Here is a 15630-nt window from a genome sequence, read left to right as displayed (position 1 = left end):
GCAGAGCGGCGGCGGCTGGCAGCCCCCGGCCGCCCGTGACGACCTGACCACGATCGAGCGCCTGCGCCACGGCCGGCTCACCGACACCGCCGCCGGGTGGGCCGTCACCCTGGGCATCACCCTGCTGGCGTTTCTGATTCGCATTCAGAACCTCGGCTACCCCAAGAATCTGGTCTTCGACGAGACGTACTACGCCAAGGACGCCTGGTCGCTGCTGATGTTCGGTTACGAGCGCAACTGGCCCGACGACGCCAACGCCTCGGTGGTGGCCGGCAACCCGAACGTGTACTCGACGACGGCCGAGTTCGTCGTGCATCCGCCGCTGGGCAAGTGGCTGATCGCGCTGGGTGAGCACTGGTTCGGCATGAACGCGTTCGGCTGGCGGTTCATGGCCTGCGTGTTCGGGTCGCTGCTGGTGTTCGCCACGATTCGGCTGGCCCGACGGTTGTCGCGCTCCACCCTGATCGGCGGCCTCGCGGGCCTGCTGCTGACCCTGGACGGGTTGGCCTTCGTGATGAGCCGCACTGCCCTGCTCGACATCTTTCAGTCGTTCTTCATCGTCGCGGCGGTTGCCTGCTGCGTGGCCGACCGCGACTGGTATCGCAACCGGCTCGCCGCGGCGCTGGAGCAGCGCGGGCTGCACGACTTTCACGGCGAGTTCGGGCCGGTCGTCTGGCTGCGTCCGTGGCGCCTCGCCGCCGGGGTGATGTTCGGCGCCGCGCTGGCCTGCAAGTGGAACTCGGTGTTCGTACTGGCGACCTTCGGCGTGCTCGGCGTGCTGTGGGACGTCGGGGCCCGCAAGCTGGCGGGCGCCAACTGGCGCTCCTGGCTCGCGGTGCTGGTCGACGGCATTCCGGCGTTCGTCCGCCTGGTCGTGGTGGCCGCGGCGGTGTACCTATCGACCTGGATCCCGTGGCTGCTCGGCACCGGCGGCTATGACCGCGACTGGGGGCTGAAGAACCCCGACCACCCGTGGGTGAAGGCCTTCGGCGAGGGCTTGGCCTCACTGCTGTACTTCCACCAAGAGATCTACGCCTTTCACACCGGCAGCTACATCAACAACGCCACCCACCCCTACGATGCACACCCGGCGGGCTGGCTGGCCATGGTACGTCCGACCGGCTTCGACGCAGTCAACGACATCAAGCCGGGCACCGACGGCTGCGTCGGCCCCGAGAACTGCATTCGGGTGATCTCGGCCATGGGCACCCCGGTGCTGTGGTGGATGGCCGCGATCGCCCTGGTGGTCTGCGCGGTGTGGTGGATCGGCGGCCGTGACTGGCGCTTCGGCGTGCCGGTGCTCGGCGCCATGGCCACCTACCTGCCCTGGTTCAACTACACCGACCGGCCGCTGTTCTTCTTCTACGCCATCACCATCGTGCCGTTCACCGTGATCGGGCTGGCCATGCTGATGGGCCTGATTCTGGGGCCGGCGAACAGTCCCGGACGCCCACGCGGCGCGGTCATCGTGGGCGTCGCGGTGGCACTGGTGGCGCTCAACTTCGCCTACATCTACCCCGTGCTCACCGACGAATTGCTGCCGTACTCGCAGTGGTTGTCGCGCATGTGGCTGAGATCCTGGATCTAGCCAGCGCGACAGGCAAACCAGCGCGGTGGGCAAATCGGTCGGGTCTCATAAGATTCGTACCCCGCACGATCACCACAGCGGGCGCTTAGGGTGCAGAAGACCCAAGCCCGAGAGGATCGCCATGGCCCTGTGGACGTTGCACGGTGACGGAAGGCTCAAAGCCGGTGAGGTGGTGGCACCGCACGAGAGGTTGTCGTGGGGCAAGACCGTGGGGCTGGGAGCGCAGCACGTGGTGGCGATGTTCGGCGCCACCTTCGTCTTCCCGCTGCTGATGGGGCTCAATCCGCAACTCGCGGTGATGATGTCGGGCATCGCCACGCTGATCTTTCTACTGGTGGTGCGCGGCCGGGTGCCGAGCTACCTCGGGTCGTCCGCCTCGTTCGTGGGCGTGGCCACCGCGATCTACGGGGCCGGCGGCAACCCGGCCGACCTCACCGGCGCCATGCTCTGGGTCGGCGTGCTGCTGTTCATCGTGGGCATCGTCATTCACTTCGCCGGCTCGCGGGTGATTCACCGGGCGCTGCCGCCGGTGGTCACCGGCGCGGTGGTGATGCTGATCGGCTTCAATCTGGCACCGGTGGTGGCCGGCACCTACTGGCCACAGGACCAGTGGATCGCCCTGTTCGTGATGCTCGTCGTGGTGGTGCTGAGCGTGGGCGTGCGGGGCTTCATCGGACGCATCGCGATCTTCTTGTCGCTGCTGATCGGTTACCTGGTGAGCTGGCTGGCCGACCTGGCGACGGGCCCGATCACCGCCTACAGCCCGTCCGCCGGTACGGCCACCACGCACCTGCGCGTCGACTGGTCGGGGGTGGACGCCGCCCCCTGGGTCGGCTTTCCGCCGCTGACCGACCTGGCCGGCTGGCAGTTCAACGCGGCAACCAACGTGGTGGGCATTCACGCTCCGCAATTCAACCTCGCGTTCACCCTGATCGCGCTGCCGGTGGTGATCGCGCTGATCGCCGAGAACACTGGGCACGTGAAGGCGGTGGCCGAGATGACCGGGGCCAACCTCGACCGCGACATGGGCCGGGCGATCGCTGCCGACGGCATCGGGTCGGTGATCGCCACTGCGGTGGGGGCGGGCCCGACCACCACCTATGCCGAGAACATCGGCGTGATGGCAGCGACTCGGGTGTATTCCACGGCCGCCTACGTGGTGGCCTCCGTGGTGGCGATCCTGTTCGGGTTCTCGCCCAAATTCGGGGCGATCGTGTCGGCCACCCCAGGTGGCGTGCTGGGCGGGATCACGGTGGTTCTTTACGGCATGATCGGGCTGCTCGGCGCCAAGATCTGGAAAGAGAACGGGGTCGACTTCGGCAACCCGGTCAACCTGGTGCCGGTCTCGGCGGGCATCATCATCGGCGTCGGCAACGTGTCGCTGCAGTTGAGCCCCCAGTTCGTGCTGGGCGGAATCGCGCTGGGCACCATCGTCACGGTCGGCCTCTACCACCTGGGCGCAGCCCTGGCGCCCAGGGAGTTGCGTGACGCCGCCGGCGGGGCGGTGCTGATCGTCGACGAGCCAGGGGCGTGGCGCGACGACGAACCGTCCCAGCACTGAACACTGAGCGCTGAGCAGCCCAGCTCAGCTCAGCTCAGCTCAGCTCAGCTCAGCTCAGCTCAGCCTTCGATCATCGCCGAACCGAGCCACTCGGCCGGAATGCCGAACCCCTCCACCAGCGCGATCGCCCGCGGACGGAGCTCGCCGCAGAGCTGGTTGATCTGCCGCCGCAGCGCCTTCGCCCGCGAGTCCGACATGCGGTTGTGGGCCATGAACCAGGCGGCGTCCGCCTCCAGCGAGGTAAGCGCGAACAGCGTGCACAGCTCCTCGAGGGTCTGCCTGGCCGCCGCGTCAGTGGTGGCGGCGATGCCGGCGATAAACGAGTCGAGCACCACCCGCTCCATGTGAGCACGGGCCACGAACAGCACGTGATCCTGCAGGGCGTTCACCGCGTCGAACGAGTCTCGATCGGCGGCTCGCATGCGCCGGGCGAGCGAGTCGGTGCTGTGCCGCTCGCGCTCCTCGAACATCCAGGCGTGCCAGCCGCGATCGTAGATCGCGGCGGTATCACCCTTGCGGCGAGCGGTGGCCACCAGCCGCTCGGCCAGCAGCCCGGCACCGGTGCGTTCGATCACCGAACTGCCCACCAGCCGGGCCGACGCCTGCACCATGCCCAGGGCGTCGAGCCCGCCCCACACCTCGGCGTAGTTGGTCAGCACGCCCTTGGCCACCAACTGCATCAGCACCGTGTTGTCGCCCTCGAAGGTGGCGAACACGTCGGTGTCGGCACGCAACTGGGTGAGCCGGTTCTCGCTCATATAGCCGGCTCCGCCGCAGGCCTCGCGGCAGGTCTGAATGGCAGTGTTGGCGAACTCGGTGTTGAGCGCCTTCAGGCCTGCGGCCAGGGTTTCGAGCGCACGCTGTTGCTTGGCCGAGCGTCCGGGGTCGGACGCCACCCGGGCGAAGGTCTCGATCAGGTCGTTCTGGGCGAAGCCCAGTGCGTAGGCCCGCGCGATGGCCGGCAGTAGCTTGCGCTGGTGGGCGAGGTAGTCGAGCAGCGGGGTCTCGGCGTCGGTGCCGGGGTGGGTGAACTGGGTGCGCCGCTCGGCGTACCGGGTGGCGATCGACAACGCGCGGCGGGCTGCGATCGCGCCCCCACCGCCGATGCAGATGCGCCCCCGCACCAGTGCCCCCAGCATGCTGAAGAAGCGCCGGTTCGGGTTGTCGATGGACGAGCTGTAGCGGCCGGCGGCGTCCACCGAACCGAACCGGTTCAGCAGCGCCTCGCGGGGCACTCGCACCTGATCGAAGCTGATCGTTCCGTTGTCGACGCCGAGCAGGCCGCCCTTGTGGCCGTTGTCGCCGATGCTGACCCCGGCGGCAACGGCGCCGCTCTCGTCACGAATCGGCACCAGAATGCAGTGCACCCCGTGGGGTTCGCCGTCGACGACCAATTGCCCGAAAACGGCCGCCATGCGGCCGTGCGCCGCGGCATTGCCGATGTAGGTCTTGGCCGACGACGGATGCGGCGAATGCACCACGAAGTCGCCCGCCTCGGCGTCATAGGTGATGGTGGTCTCGAGCGAGGCCACGTCGCTGCCGTGGCCTCGTTCGGTCATCGCGAAGCAGCCCAGCAGGTCGAGGGCGAGTGCGGGGCCGAGATATCGCTCCTGCTGCGCGGCGTCGCCCAGGTTGGCGATCGCGCCGCCGAACAGGCCGTGCTGCACGCCCGACTTGATCGCCACCGACAGGTCGCCGTACGACACCGTTTCGAAGTCGATCAACGACTGCTCCAGCGCGGCCCGCTCGGCGGTCTGGGCCGGCTCGATCGAGATGCCGATGCCCGACCGAGAAACCTCGTGCAGCCGCCGCAGCGTCCATTCGCGGGCCTCGGTGAGGCCGAGGGCTGCGTCGCGATGCATGCCCGCTGCCGGCCACAATGCCCGCCCGGCGGCTCGACGCTGGTGGTATCTGCCCTCGAAGGCGATGTTCAGGGCGGCGCCCAGGGGCAGCTCCGCTACGGACGACTCCTGCTCGACGGCCTCGTCGGCGGCGATGGTGCTCATCGGTACTCCTCGTTGGCGGTAGTGAGCGCGGACGTGGTGAAAGCCGGCCCGACCAGGGCCGCGAGGTCGTCGGCGACGTCTTCGGCCGCACGCTGCATGCCCGAGCGAATCCACTGGTCGGTGGCCGCGCGCACCGCGCCGACCAGGGCATGGCCCCAGGTGTCGGCACGATCGGCGGGGTAGCCGCCGGCCCGCAGAATGTCGGCCATCCGGGTGCCGATCCGCATGGTGAGGCCAGCCACCGGGTCGTCGGTCGGCTCTCCATCGACCAGCGGGCGCGACATCACGAACCGGTAGATCTCGGGGTCGTGCTGCACCAGTTGCAGGTAAGCCTGCGCGAGTTCGCGCACCAGGGCGGGCAGGTCGTCGCTGGCCCAACTGACCGAGGCCTGCAGGTCATCGAGAATGAACTGCGCGGTCTTCTCGACCACAGCCCGGTAGAGCCCCGGGCGGTCGCCGAAGTGGCGATAGAACACCGGCTTGGACGTGCCCGCAACGGCAGCGATGTCGTCCAGGCTCACGGTGGCGCCGTGGTGCCGAATGGCGCGCAGGGTCGACTCCACCAGCTCCTTGCGGCGCAATCGGCGGTGCTCGGCCCAGCGGGTGTCACGGCCGTCCAGGTGGGTGCTCACAACACCGAGAGTACCCGGTACTTTACGTACCTGCTACCGTGAGTATCGAACAATCTGCGAAGGAGCTTCGATGGCTGATCTGCGTACTGCCGTGCTGGTGGGCGGCAACCGCATTCCGTTCGGCAGAGTCGTTGGCAGGTACGCCAGCGCCACCAACCTCGACCTGTTGACCGCCGCCATCGACGGTCTGGTGGCTCGCTACGGGCTGGCCGGCCGGCGGCTGGGCGAGGTGGCCGCGGGGGCCGTGCTCAAGCACAGCCGTGACTTCAACCTCACCCGCGAGGCGGTGCTGTCGTCGGCGCTGTCTGCCGCCACCCCCGCCTATGACGTGCAGCAGGCCTGCGCCACCAGCCTCACCGCGGCCATCCAGCTGAGCAACCGCATCCGGGTCGGCCAGTTCGACGTGGCGATCGCGGGCGGCGTCGATTCGGCCTCCGACTCGCCGATCGCGGTCAACGACCGGCTGCGCAAGAAGCTGCTCACGCTGCATGCGGCCAAGACCCCGCTCGACAAGGTGAAGACACTGGCGAGCGTGCGTCCGGGCGACCTGGTGCCCGAGATTCCGCGCGCCGCCGAGCCGCGTACCGGTCTGAACATGGGCCAGCACCAGGCGCTCACCACCGCGCGGTGGGGCATCACCCGTCAAGCCCAGGACGAACTCGCCGCCGCCAGCCACCACAACCTGGCCCGGGCCTGGAGCGAGGGCTTCTTCGACGACCTGGTCACGCCGTACCTGGGCCTGACCACAGACCAGCCGCTGCGCCCCGACACCTCGGTGCAGAAGCTGGCCGCCCTGCGCCCGGTGTTCGGCGACGGCCCCGACGCCACCATGACCGCCGGTAACTCCACCCCGCTGTCGGACGGCGCCGCCGTGGTGCTGCTCGCCGAGCAGGGCTGGGCACGCGAGCACAACCTGCCGGTGTTGGCCCGCATCGTCGACGCCGAGACCGCCGCGGTCGACTACCTGACCGGTGCCGAGGGCCTGCTGATGGCCCCTGCCTACGCCACCGCGCGGCTGCTGAGTCGCACCGGTTTGTCCCTGCAGGACTTCGACTACTACGAGATTCACGAGGCGTTCGCCTCGACCGTGCTGTGCACCCTGGCCGCCTGGGAATCGGACGACTACTGCCGCGAGACCCTCGGCCTGCCCGGCGCGCTGGGCCCGATCGACCGCGCGAAGCTGAACGTGAACGGCTCGTCGCTGGCGGCCGGTCACCCGTTCGCCGCGACCGGAGCCCGCATTCTGGCCTCCCTGGGCAAGCTGTTGGCCGCCAAGGGCCCCGGCTCGCGCGGCCTGATCTCGGTCTGCGCCGCCGGCGGGCAGGGTGTCGTCGCGATCGTGGAGGCGAGCTGATGAACCTCGACGCAGTCGTCTCGGGCGTGCTGAACTCCGCGGTCGGCAAGAAGGCGCTCGCAGCCGCTGGATTGCTGCCGGCGACCGCTCTGCGCCGCGGCGAGACGCTGCCGTTCGGCCCCGTGGCGATTGCCGCCGTGGGCGGGAGTTCCGCCGCTTGTGACGCGCTCTCCACCATCGGGGTGGCCACCCAGCCGGCGCTGGTCGACGCTCCCGGCACCCGCAGCACCGACCACAACGGTCGCGAGCGACCCCCCGCCTACCCGACGGCGATCGGCGCGATCGTGGTGGACGCCTGCGCTGCGACCACCATCGACCAGTTGGAGCAGGTCCGAGCCGTGCTGCGTCCGGCGGTCCGAGGGCTGGAGCCCTCGGGCCGGGTGATCATCGTGGCCGGCGACCCGGCCAACGCACCCAGCGTCGAGGCCGCGGCCGTGCGTCAGGCACTCGACGGCATCATGCGCAGCGTCGGCAAAGAGCTGCGTGCCGGCGCCACCTGCAATCTGGTGCAGCCGGCCGGCTCGACCACTGCGGGGCAACTGGGCCAGGTGCTGCATTTTCTGCTGTCCGGACGATCCGCCTACCTCGACGGCCAGCCGCTGGTGCTGGCCGAAGTGACCACCCAGCCGGCACCGCCGGGTCGCATCGTGGTGGTCACCGGTGCGGCCCGCGGCATCGGCGCGGCCATCGCGCGACGGTTCGCCGCCGACGGCGACCGGGTGGTCGTGGTCGACGTGCCGACCGCCGGCGAGGCCTTGGCCGGCGTGGCCAACGAATTGCACGGCACAGCGCTGCAACTCGACATCACGGCACCGGACGCCGGGCAGCGCATCGCCGAGCACGTCGCCTCCCGCTACGGTTCGGATGCCCGGATCGGCGCACTGGTGCACTGCGCCGGCATTCTGCGCGACAAGATGCTGGCCAATCTCGACGAGGTCCGCTGGGCCGCGGTGCTGCAGGTGAATCTGGCAGCCCAATTGCGGATCAACGACGTGCTGCTCGCCCCCGCCACCCGCGGCGGCATCGCCGACGGCGGCCGCATCGTGGGCGTGGCCTCGACCAGCGGCTGGGCCGGCAATAAGGGGCAGACCAACTACGCGGCGTCCAAGGCTGGCGTGATGGGCCTGGTGCGGGCACTGGCCCCACGGCTGGCCGACCGCGGCATCGTGGTGAACGCGGTGGCGCCCGGGTTCATCGAGACCGACATGACCGCGTTGATTCCGGTGATCGACCGTGAGATCTTCCGGCGCAGTTCCAGCCTGCTGCAGGGCGGCAGCCCCACCGACGTCGCCGAGGCGGTCGTATTTCTGGCCGACCCCCGCACCCCGATCAACGGCCAGGTGGTCCGGGTCTGCGGCCAACTGATCGTGGGTCGCTGATGGCCGACCTGAGCCTGGAGGCCATGCCCGGCGCAACCGGGCTGTACCTGCGGGCACTGGCACCCACCCGCCGTCCCGACGTCGCGGCGGGCCTGCCGGAGCGGGCCGTGCTGCTGTCCGGGCACCGCTGCACGGTGGCCGAGGTGGCCGCCTACGACCGGGTCTGCGGTTTCACGCTCGGCGACACGTTGCCGGCCACCTGGCTGCACGTGCTCACCTTTCCGCTCCAGCTCACCTTGATGACCGCCGGCGACTTTCCGCTGGCGCCGGCCGGCATGGTGCACGTGCGCAACGAGCTGACCCAGCATCGTGCGGCGCTGATCACTGAGGCGTTCGACCTGGCCGTGCGCGCCGAGAACCTGCGGCCGCACCGGCACGGGGTGCTGGTCGACCTGATCGGCGAGGTGCGGGTGGGCGACGAGTTGGTCTGGCAGGGTCTTTCGGTCTACCTGAGCCGGCACGCGAGGCTGCCCGGCGAACCGGGTGCGGACGGCCCCGGCGGCCGGGGCGATGGCGGCGACTCCGACCGCGGGCCTTACGCCCCGCAAGCCGCGGACGCGGGCGCGCCGGTTCTCCGCCCGGCCGGGCTCTGGCGGCTGCCCGCTGATCTGGGCCGCCGCTACGCCGCGGTCTCGGGCGACGTGAACCCGATTCACCTCAACCCGCTGGCCGCCCAAGCGTTCGGCTTTCCGCGCACTATCGCCCACGGCATGTGGAGCCACGCCCGGCTGCTGGCCGCCCTGCAGCCCCGCCTGCCCGCCGCGTTCACAGCCCGGGTGCAGTTCGCCAAGCCGGTACTGCTGCCTTCGACGCTGCGTTACGCCGTCGCCGCGAAAGAGCACGGCTACGCCGCTGCGCTGAGCAGCAGCTGTGGTGACCGCGTGCACCTGACCCTCGACCTGGCGCGCACGCAATCCTGACCCCGGGACGGTTCTGCTTGGTTCAGGGGACGGTTCCGCTTGGTTCAGGGGACGGTTCTGGTCACCCTTGCCGCAACCGCCGGAGCGTCACCTCGGCGAGCAGTGCCGCGCAGTCGGCCAGAACGTCGTCGTCGAACAGTGCCCGGGCCGAATGGTTGGTGGCCGCCACCGTCCAGTCGTCGCCGGGGTAGGCCGACACGAAAATGAACGCCCCCGGCACCTGTTCGAGCACATAGCTGAAGTCTTCGGCGCCCGCCTTGGGAAAGGGTTGTTCGACGTACCGGTCGGCCCCGAACAGGTCGACCACGGTGTCGGCCAGCAGCGCGTACTCACCGGGATCGTTGACGGTGACCGGGTAGCCGCGCAGGTAGTCGACCGTGACGCCCAGCCCGTGCGCCTCGGCGATGCCGCGAGCCAGGCGTTCGATGCGCTCGGGCGCCGAGTCGTGGTTGGCCTTCGAAAAGGTGCGCACGGTCAGGTCGATGCGGGCGTCGTCGGGAATGATGTTCTCCTTGGTGCCGGCCACGATGCATCCGGCCGTCACCACCACCGGGTCGAAGGCGTCGAACTGCCTGGTCACCATGGCCTGCAGAGCCAGCACGATCTCGCATGCCACCGGCACCGGGTCTTTCGACTTGTGCGGCTGCGACCCGTGCCCGCCGGCGCCCCGGACGGTGATGGAGCACTCGTCGGCAGCGGCCATCAGCACCCCCGGACGGCCCGACCACACCCCCAGCCGATGCTCCGGGGCCACCACGTGCAACCCGTAGGCGGCATCAGCCAGCCGTCCGGCCGCACCGAGCACCCCCTCGTCGATCATCGGCGCGGCACCGCCGGGCCCCTCTTCGCCGGGCTGGAACATGAACACCACGTCGCCGGGCAATTGGTCGCGCAGCTCGTGCAGAATGCGAGCCGCACCCACCAGCCCAGCCACGTGCAGGTCGTGGCCGCAGGCGTGCATGGTTCCGGTAGCCGAGGCGAACGGCTGACCGGTGGCCTCGGTCACCGGCAGCCCGTCCATGTCACCACGCAGCAGCACGATCGGACGCCGCCCGCTGCTCTCGGCGCGTCCGCGCAGCACCGCGACCACGCTGGTCAGTTGCCTGCCCGTGGTGATCTCGAGATCGAGCCCCTGCAGCGCGGCCAGAATGCGGGCCTGAGTGCGCGGGTTGTCGTTGCCCAGCTCGGGGTCGGCGTGCAGGGCACGACGCAGGGCGCGCAGCTCGGGGTGCAGGCGGTCGGCGATGGCGGTGGGTGAGGTCATGACGTCACCCTAGGGAACCGCCGGCAGACGCGAGTGCCGCGTTCAGTCGCGCAGCGCCCGGCCCAGGGCGTCCAGCTTCGCTTCGATCGCGCTCAGCCGCGCCTCGGCTTCACCCGGCAGCACGCTCCCGGCCCCGGAAGCCAGCGCCACCGGCGCTCGCCCGCGGGTGAACTTCCACCACCCGACACCCACTGTCACCACCAGAGCGGCGGTCATCACCGCGAACCGGGTCCATTGCCCCTCGGTCGAGGCCCCGATCGCCACGGCGTAGATCATCGTGAACAGACCGCCCAGCAGCGCCCCGTTGGCCAACACCGGCCCCGCCTCGGCGATCACCAGCGACAACAGCATCACCAGCGTGGCAGCGATCAGCAGAATGATCGACGAGGTCAGCCGCCACCGGTCATAGGCCGATGACGACCCCGAATAGTCGCCCGTCTCGGGGTAGAAGGTGTTCACCCCGATGCCGACGAAGGCCGTGACCACCAGGCCGAGAAACACACTGAAGATCACCTGCAGCACCGATTGGCTGAGGTCGCGTTGCGCGTTCATGCCCCCAAGCGTGCCATCACGGCGTCGGCGAACACCTGCTCCGCACCCGGCGCCAGGTCGAGAAAGTAGCTCGGCTCGAGCAGTTCCAACTCCATCAGCACCGGACGGTCGTCGGCGTCACGGGCCAGATCGACCCGGGCGTACAGGCTCGGGCAGGCGGCGGCCAGACCGCGAGCGGCGAAGATGTCGCGCACCACGGCCAGCGCCTGCCGGGCCACCGCACGCTCGTCGGGCGGCGCCTGTTCTGCGGTGATCGTCTCTTCGTATGCGTCGCCGCCGAGCAGCCCACCGCCCAGCGACAGCAGCGGACCCTTGCGAATGGCGTGCACGAACCGGTCGTCGAAGTGAATCAGCGACCGCTCCCCCACTCGGCCCACCGAGGCGATCGCCGGCTGCACCATGACCAGCTTTCCGTTGCCCAGGATGCGCCCGGCCAGGGCCGTCGCCGCCGGATCGTGCGGGTCGAACAGCCCGGTGTCTGCCGAGGCTGCCGACACGTTGGGCTTGACCACCACTCGTCCGGTGGACGCAGCCAGCGCCGCACGCACCTCGGCCGCGCTGCCGCAGTAACTGGTCGGGCAGGCCGGAACGCCGTGCCGGCGCAGTTCGCCCAGGTAGGCCTTGTCGAGGTTCCAGCGCACCACCTCGGGGTGGTTCGCCACCGGCGCCACCGCCTCGACCCGGGCCAGCCAGGCCAGAAACTCCTCCCATCGCGACGCGTAGTCCCACGGCGACTTGATCACCACCAGATCGACGTCGTCGTAGCGGGCCGTCTCGTCGAGCCAGTCGACCACCCGGCAGGTCACCCCCCGCCCGGTCAGCGCACGGACGATCAGCGGCAGTTCGCGGTCGGCGTCCACCGGGCTGGTCAGGGCGTACTGCGAGGTGATCAGGGCGACGGTCGGCACGAACCCATCCAACTGCACCGACGACGGGGGTCTCGACATGCTCGTCCAGCGAGAAGGTTCAAGCAGCCGGCCGCCCTCGACTCGGTTTCAAAACGGTGACAATCCGCACCCCCGGCCCTGTCAACGCTTGTTGGCCCCAACCTGTCCGATTACTGTGCGGCCATGCCAGAGCCCCTTGTGGTGATCGAGAAGGTCAATAAGCACTTCGGCGATCTGCATGTTCTCAAAGACATCGACCTGTCGATCGACAAGGGCGAGGTGGTGGTTCTGATCGGCCCGTCGGGGTCGGGCAAGTCGACGCTGTGCCGCACCATCAACCGGCTCGAGACCTTCGAGAGCGGCTCCATCACCATCGCCGGCAAGACCCTGCCCGACGAGGGCAAAGCGCTGGCCGACCTGCGCGCCGATGTCGGCATGGTGTTCCAGTCGTTCAACCTTTTCGCGCACAAGACGATTCTCGAAAACGTCACTCTCGGCCCGATCAAGGTGCGCAAGATTCCCAAGGCCGACGCCGAGAAGAAGGCCCTCGAACTGCTCGGACGGGTGGGTGTCGCCCACCAGGCCGCGAAGTACCCCGCGCAACTGTCGGGCGGTCAGCAACAGCGGGTCTCCATCGCCCGCTCGCTGGCGATGAACCCCAAGGTGATGCTGTTCGACGAGCCCACCTCCGCCCTCGACCCCGAGATGGTGCAGGAGGTGCTCGACGTCATGGTCGAGCTCGCCAAAGACGGTATGACCATGATCGTGGTCACCCACGAGATGGGTTTTGCCCGCAAGGCGGCCGACAAGGTGGTGTTCCTGGCCGACGGCGAAATCGTCGAGCGCAACACCCCCAGCGAGTTCTTCGCCAACCCCACCTCGGCCCGCGCCAAGGACTTTCTGTCGAAGATCCTCACCCACTGAAGCCGAAGAAGAAGCCGAAGAAAAGTAGCGAACCGACCAGTAAGGAGTACGTCAAAGATGTCACTGAAGAAACTCGGAGCAGCGCTCGCCGCAACGACGCTGGCCCTGACCCTGTCCGCCTGTGGCAGCGGCAGCAGCACGAACCTGCAGGCCCTGAAGATCGGCATCAAGATCGATCAGCCCGGCCTGGGGCTGAAGGACGGCGACACGTACAGCGGGTTCGACGTCGACGTGGCTACCTACATCGCCAACAAGCTGGGCACCACGACCGACAAGATCACCTTCATCCCGGCGCCGTCGGCCCAGCGTGAAACCCTGATCGAGAGCGGCCAGGTCGACCTGGTGGTGGCCACCTACTCGATCACCGACGCCCGCAAAGAGAAGGTGAGCTTCGCGGGGCCGTACTTCATCGCCGGCCAGAGCCTGCTGGTGCGAGCCGACGACGATTCGATCACCGGCATCGACTCACTGGCGGGCAAGAAGCTGTGCTCGGTGACCGGCTCCACCTCGGCGCAGCAGATCAAAGACAAGGTGCCCGGCGTCAACCTGCAGGAGTTCAGCACCTATTCCGAATGCGTCGCGGCACTGACGGCGTCGGCCAAGACTATCGATGCGCTGACCACCGACGACACGATCCTGGCCGGATTCGCCGCACAGGCGGCCAACCTCGGCAAGGTGAAGCTGGTCGGCGGAACCTTCAGCACCGAGAACTACGGCGTTGGCCTGAAGAAGGGCAACACCGACCTGTGCACCAAGGTCACCGAGGCGATCAAGGCGATGATCGCGGACGGTTCCTGGCAGAAGGCCGTCGACACCAACCTGGGCCCGGCCGGCTTCACCCCGCGCGCCGGCAACCCGCCGACGCCGGCCGCCTGCTCCTGACGTCAGTGCGCGGGAGGGTGCCGCCGGCGGCGACACCCTCCCGCCAGTAGAAGGGAGGTGACGCGGTGGGCGCCATTTTCGCCAAATACGACATTTTCGGGGCATTCCTGGTCACCATTGAGCTCGCCGTGCTCTCGGCGATAGGAGCGCTGGTGATCGGCACCCTGGTGGCGATCCTGCGGATGTCGCCGGCCGCGGTACTGCGACTGATCGGCGCCGCGTACGTCAATGTGGTGCGCAACACGCCACTGACCGTGCTGATGGTGTCGAGCATTCTCGGGGTCAGCTTCATTCTGGGCCTCAGTTGGTCCGACGATGCGAAAACCAACGCCTTCATCTGGGGGGTCATCGTGCTGAGCGTCTACCATGCCTCGTTCGTTTGCGAGGCGCTGCGCAGCGGTGTCAACACCATTCCGACCGGGCAGGCCGAGGCTGCCCGATCGATCGGGCTGACCTTTCAGCAGTCACTCACCGAGGTGATCCTGCCGCAGGCGTTCCGGGGAGCGATCGCCCCGCTGGGCTCCACCCTGATCGCGCTGATCAAGAACACCACGGTGGTCGCGGTGATCGGCGTTGCCGACGCGGCCAATCTGATGGCCGTGATCATCGAGAACGAGACCGGCGGTGCGATCGTCTTCGGCATCTTCGCCCTCGGCTTCGTCATTCTCACCTTGCCGATCGGCGTCTGGTTCACCTCGCTCTCGCGCAAGCTGGCGGTGAAACGATGAGCGCGCAGGCGGTGCTGTTCGACGCACCAGGCCCGAAGGCCAAGCGTCGGCACGCGATCTTCACCATCGTCGGGTCGGCCGTGATTGCGGTGCTCCTGGTGTCGGTGGTGTACCGGCTCAGCACCCAGGGCCAGCTGGAGGCTGCCAAATGGACGCCGTTCCTCACCGCCAGCCCCTGGCTGAACTACTTGATCCCCGGCCTGATCGGCACCCTGAGCGCCGCCGTGGTCTCGGTGATCGCGGCCGGCATGCTGGGCCTCGTCCTGGGCGTCGGACGCCTGTCGGACCTGGCCTGGGTGCGCTGGCTGAGCGGCATCGTCGTCGAGTTCTTCCGAGCGGTTCCGGTGCTGATCATGATGATCTTCCTGTTCATCATCTTCAGCCGCAACGGAGTGTTCCTGCCCAGCGTCAACCCGTTCATGGCGGTGGTGATCGCGCTCACCCTCTACAACGGTTCGGTGATCGCCGAACTCGTCCGCTCCGGGGTGAACTCGCTGCCCAAGGGGCAAGCCGAGGCGGGCTTGTCGATCGGCCTCACCCCGGGCCAGACCCTTCGCGAGATTGAGTTGCCGCAGGCACTGGTGGCCATGCTGCCCGCGCTGATGGGCCAACTGGTCGTGGTGATCAAAGACACCGCACTCGGCTACGGGATCACCTACAGCGAGCTGCTCAACCAGGCGAAGAATCTCGGGTCGGGCTACTCCAACACACTGCCGGCCTACATGGTGGCCGCTGCCCTGTTCATCGTGATCAACTACGCCATGACCAACCTCGCCGGCTCCGTTGAGCGGCGGCTGAAAAGGCGCGGGCACACGGCCGCACCGGTCACGACCACCGTGCCGAACATCGTGCAGGGCCACGCCGAGCCCGGCGATGTCGCCGACGACGCGGCCGAGGGCCAAACGACCACCTGACGTTTTGACAATGACTCCCACCCGCCTGAGAATGATTGT

The 15630-nt window shown here is 68.6% G+C and carries 14 protein-coding genes; 9 read left to right on the top strand and 5 right to left on the bottom strand.

What is annotated here, in order from left to right:
• Nucleotides 1-43: 43 nt before the first annotated feature.
• A complete protein-coding gene (locus QM721_RS04435) occupies nt 44-1588 on the top strand; it encodes a dolichyl-phosphate-mannose--protein mannosyltransferase (protein WP_415120110.1) in 1545 nt (514 codons plus the stop codon).
• A 121-nt stretch (nt 1589-1709) separates the two neighbouring features.
• Complete coding sequence (locus QM721_RS04430) at nt 1710-3149, top strand: uracil-xanthine permease family protein (RefSeq protein ID WP_415119379.1); 1440 nt, start codon at nt 1710-1712, stop codon at nt 3147-3149.
• A gap of 59 nt (nt 3150-3208) precedes the next feature.
• On the opposite strand, the gene QM721_RS04425 is transcribed toward QM721_RS04430, so the two are convergent.
• The gene (locus QM721_RS04425) at nt 3209-5155 is read right to left on the bottom strand and encodes an acyl-CoA dehydrogenase (protein WP_415119377.1); all 1947 of its coding nucleotides are present in this window, start codon (nt 5153-5155) and stop codon (nt 3209-3211) included.
• The gene (locus QM721_RS04420) at nt 5152-5787 is read right to left on the bottom strand and encodes a TetR/AcrR family transcriptional regulator (protein ID WP_415119375.1); all 636 of its coding nucleotides are present in this window, start codon (nt 5785-5787) and stop codon (nt 5152-5154) included. The genes QM721_RS04425 and QM721_RS04420 overlap by 4 nt, the downstream gene beginning before the upstream one ends.
• Before the next feature lie 70 nt (nt 5788-5857).
• Between QM721_RS04420 and QM721_RS04415 the strand changes: the two genes are divergently transcribed.
• Genes QM721_RS04415 through QM721_RS04405 form a run of 3 tightly spaced genes read left to right on the top strand, consistent with a single transcriptional unit; the run spans nt 5858 to nt 9440 of the window.
• Complete coding sequence (locus QM721_RS04415; protein ID WP_415119373.1) at nt 5858-7141, top strand: acetyl-CoA C-acetyltransferase; 1284 nt, start codon at nt 5858-5860, stop codon at nt 7139-7141.
• Nucleotides 7141-8520 (top strand): 3-oxoacyl-ACP reductase, encoded by a 1380-nt coding sequence (locus QM721_RS04410; RefSeq protein ID WP_415119371.1) that lies wholly within the window; start codon nt 7141-7143, stop codon nt 8518-8520. The genes QM721_RS04415 and QM721_RS04410 overlap by 1 nt, the downstream gene beginning before the upstream one ends.
• The gene (locus QM721_RS04405; protein ID WP_415119369.1) at nt 8520-9440 is read left to right on the top strand and encodes a MaoC/PaaZ C-terminal domain-containing protein; all 921 of its coding nucleotides are present in this window, start codon (nt 8520-8522) and stop codon (nt 9438-9440) included. The genes QM721_RS04410 and QM721_RS04405 overlap by 1 nt, the downstream gene beginning before the upstream one ends.
• Before the next feature lie 61 nt (nt 9441-9501).
• On the opposite strand, the gene QM721_RS04400 is transcribed toward QM721_RS04405, so the two are convergent.
• Genes QM721_RS04400 through QM721_RS04390 form a run of 3 tightly spaced genes read right to left on the bottom strand, consistent with a single transcriptional unit; the run spans nt 9502 to nt 12164 of the window.
• On the bottom strand, nt 9502-10704 hold the full coding sequence (locus QM721_RS04400) for a M20 metallopeptidase family protein (protein ID WP_415119367.1): 1203 nt from the start codon (nt 10702-10704) through the stop codon (nt 9502-9504).
• 42 nt (nt 10705-10746) lie between these two features.
• Entirely contained in the window at nt 10747-11256 is a 510-nt protein-coding gene (locus tag QM721_RS04395) for a hypothetical protein (protein WP_415119365.1), read from the bottom strand.
• Complete coding sequence (locus QM721_RS04390) at nt 11253-12164, bottom strand: ATP-grasp domain-containing protein (protein ID WP_415119363.1); 912 nt, start codon at nt 12162-12164, stop codon at nt 11253-11255. The genes QM721_RS04395 and QM721_RS04390 overlap by 4 nt, the downstream gene beginning before the upstream one ends.
• Before the next feature lie 162 nt (nt 12165-12326).
• Between QM721_RS04390 and QM721_RS04385 the strand changes: the two genes are divergently transcribed.
• The 4 genes from QM721_RS04385 (at nt 12327) to QM721_RS04370 (ending at nt 15591) form a co-directional block, all read left to right on the top strand.
• Entirely contained in the window at nt 12327-13067 is a 741-nt protein-coding gene (locus QM721_RS04385; protein WP_415119361.1) for an amino acid ABC transporter ATP-binding protein, read from the top strand.
• Between the two features lie 57 nt (nt 13068-13124).
• Nucleotides 13125-13949, top strand: a complete 825-nt coding sequence (locus QM721_RS04380) for a glutamate ABC transporter substrate-binding protein (RefSeq protein ID WP_415119359.1) — start codon at nt 13125-13127, stop codon at nt 13947-13949.
• 65 nt (nt 13950-14014) lie between these two features.
• Nucleotides 14015-14677 (top strand): amino acid ABC transporter permease, encoded by a 663-nt coding sequence (locus QM721_RS04375; protein ID WP_415119357.1) that lies wholly within the window; start codon nt 14015-14017, stop codon nt 14675-14677.
• Nucleotides 14674-15591 carry an amino acid ABC transporter permease gene (locus tag QM721_RS04370; RefSeq protein WP_415119355.1) on the top strand — a complete coding sequence of 306 codons (918 nt, stop codon included), beginning with the start codon at nt 14674-14676 and terminating at the stop codon, nt 15589-15591. Before QM721_RS04375 ends, QM721_RS04370 begins: the two co-directional genes overlap by 4 nt.
• The last annotated feature ends 39 nt before the right edge of the window (nt 15592-15630 follow it).

The sequence above is a fragment of the Micropruina sp. genome, from assembly GCF_047602085.1.
Taxonomy (GTDB): Bacteria; Actinomycetota; Actinomycetes; order Propionibacteriales; family Propionibacteriaceae; genus Micropruina.
Note: the sequence above shows the minus strand (reverse complement) of the source record. Positions and strands in the feature narration are given on the sequence as shown.

Bases quoted from the DNA above. Each gene is read 5' to 3' on its own strand.
- QM721_RS04430 (WP_415119379.1), top strand. From the start codon at position 1,710: ATGGCCCTGTGGACGTTGCACGGTGACGGAAGGCTCAAAGCCGGTGAG.
- QM721_RS04425 (WP_415119377.1), bottom strand. From the start codon at position 5,155: ATGAGCACCATCGCCGCCGACGAGGCCGTCGAGCAGGAGTCGTCCGTA.
- QM721_RS04415 (WP_415119373.1), top strand. From the start codon at position 5,858: ATGGCTGATCTGCGTACTGCCGTGCTGGTGGGCGGCAACCGCATTCCG.
- QM721_RS04410 (WP_415119371.1), top strand. From the start codon at position 7,141: ATGAACCTCGACGCAGTCGTCTCGGGCGTGCTGAACTCCGCGGTCGGC.
- QM721_RS04405 (WP_415119369.1), top strand. From the start codon at position 8,520: ATGGCCGACCTGAGCCTGGAGGCCATGCCCGGCGCAACCGGGCTGTAC.
- QM721_RS04400 (WP_415119367.1), bottom strand. From the start codon at position 10,704: ATGACCTCACCCACCGCCATCGCCGACCGCCTGCACCCCGAGCTGCGC.
- QM721_RS04395 (WP_415119365.1), bottom strand. From the start codon at position 11,256: ATGAACGCGCAACGCGACCTCAGCCAATCGGTGCTGCAGGTGATCTTC.
- QM721_RS04385 (WP_415119361.1), top strand. From the start codon at position 12,327: ATGCCAGAGCCCCTTGTGGTGATCGAGAAGGTCAATAAGCACTTCGGC.
- QM721_RS04380 (WP_415119359.1), top strand. From the start codon at position 13,125: ATGTCACTGAAGAAACTCGGAGCAGCGCTCGCCGCAACGACGCTGGCC.
- QM721_RS04370 (WP_415119355.1), top strand. From the start codon at position 14,674: ATGAGCGCGCAGGCGGTGCTGTTCGACGCACCAGGCCCGAAGGCCAAG.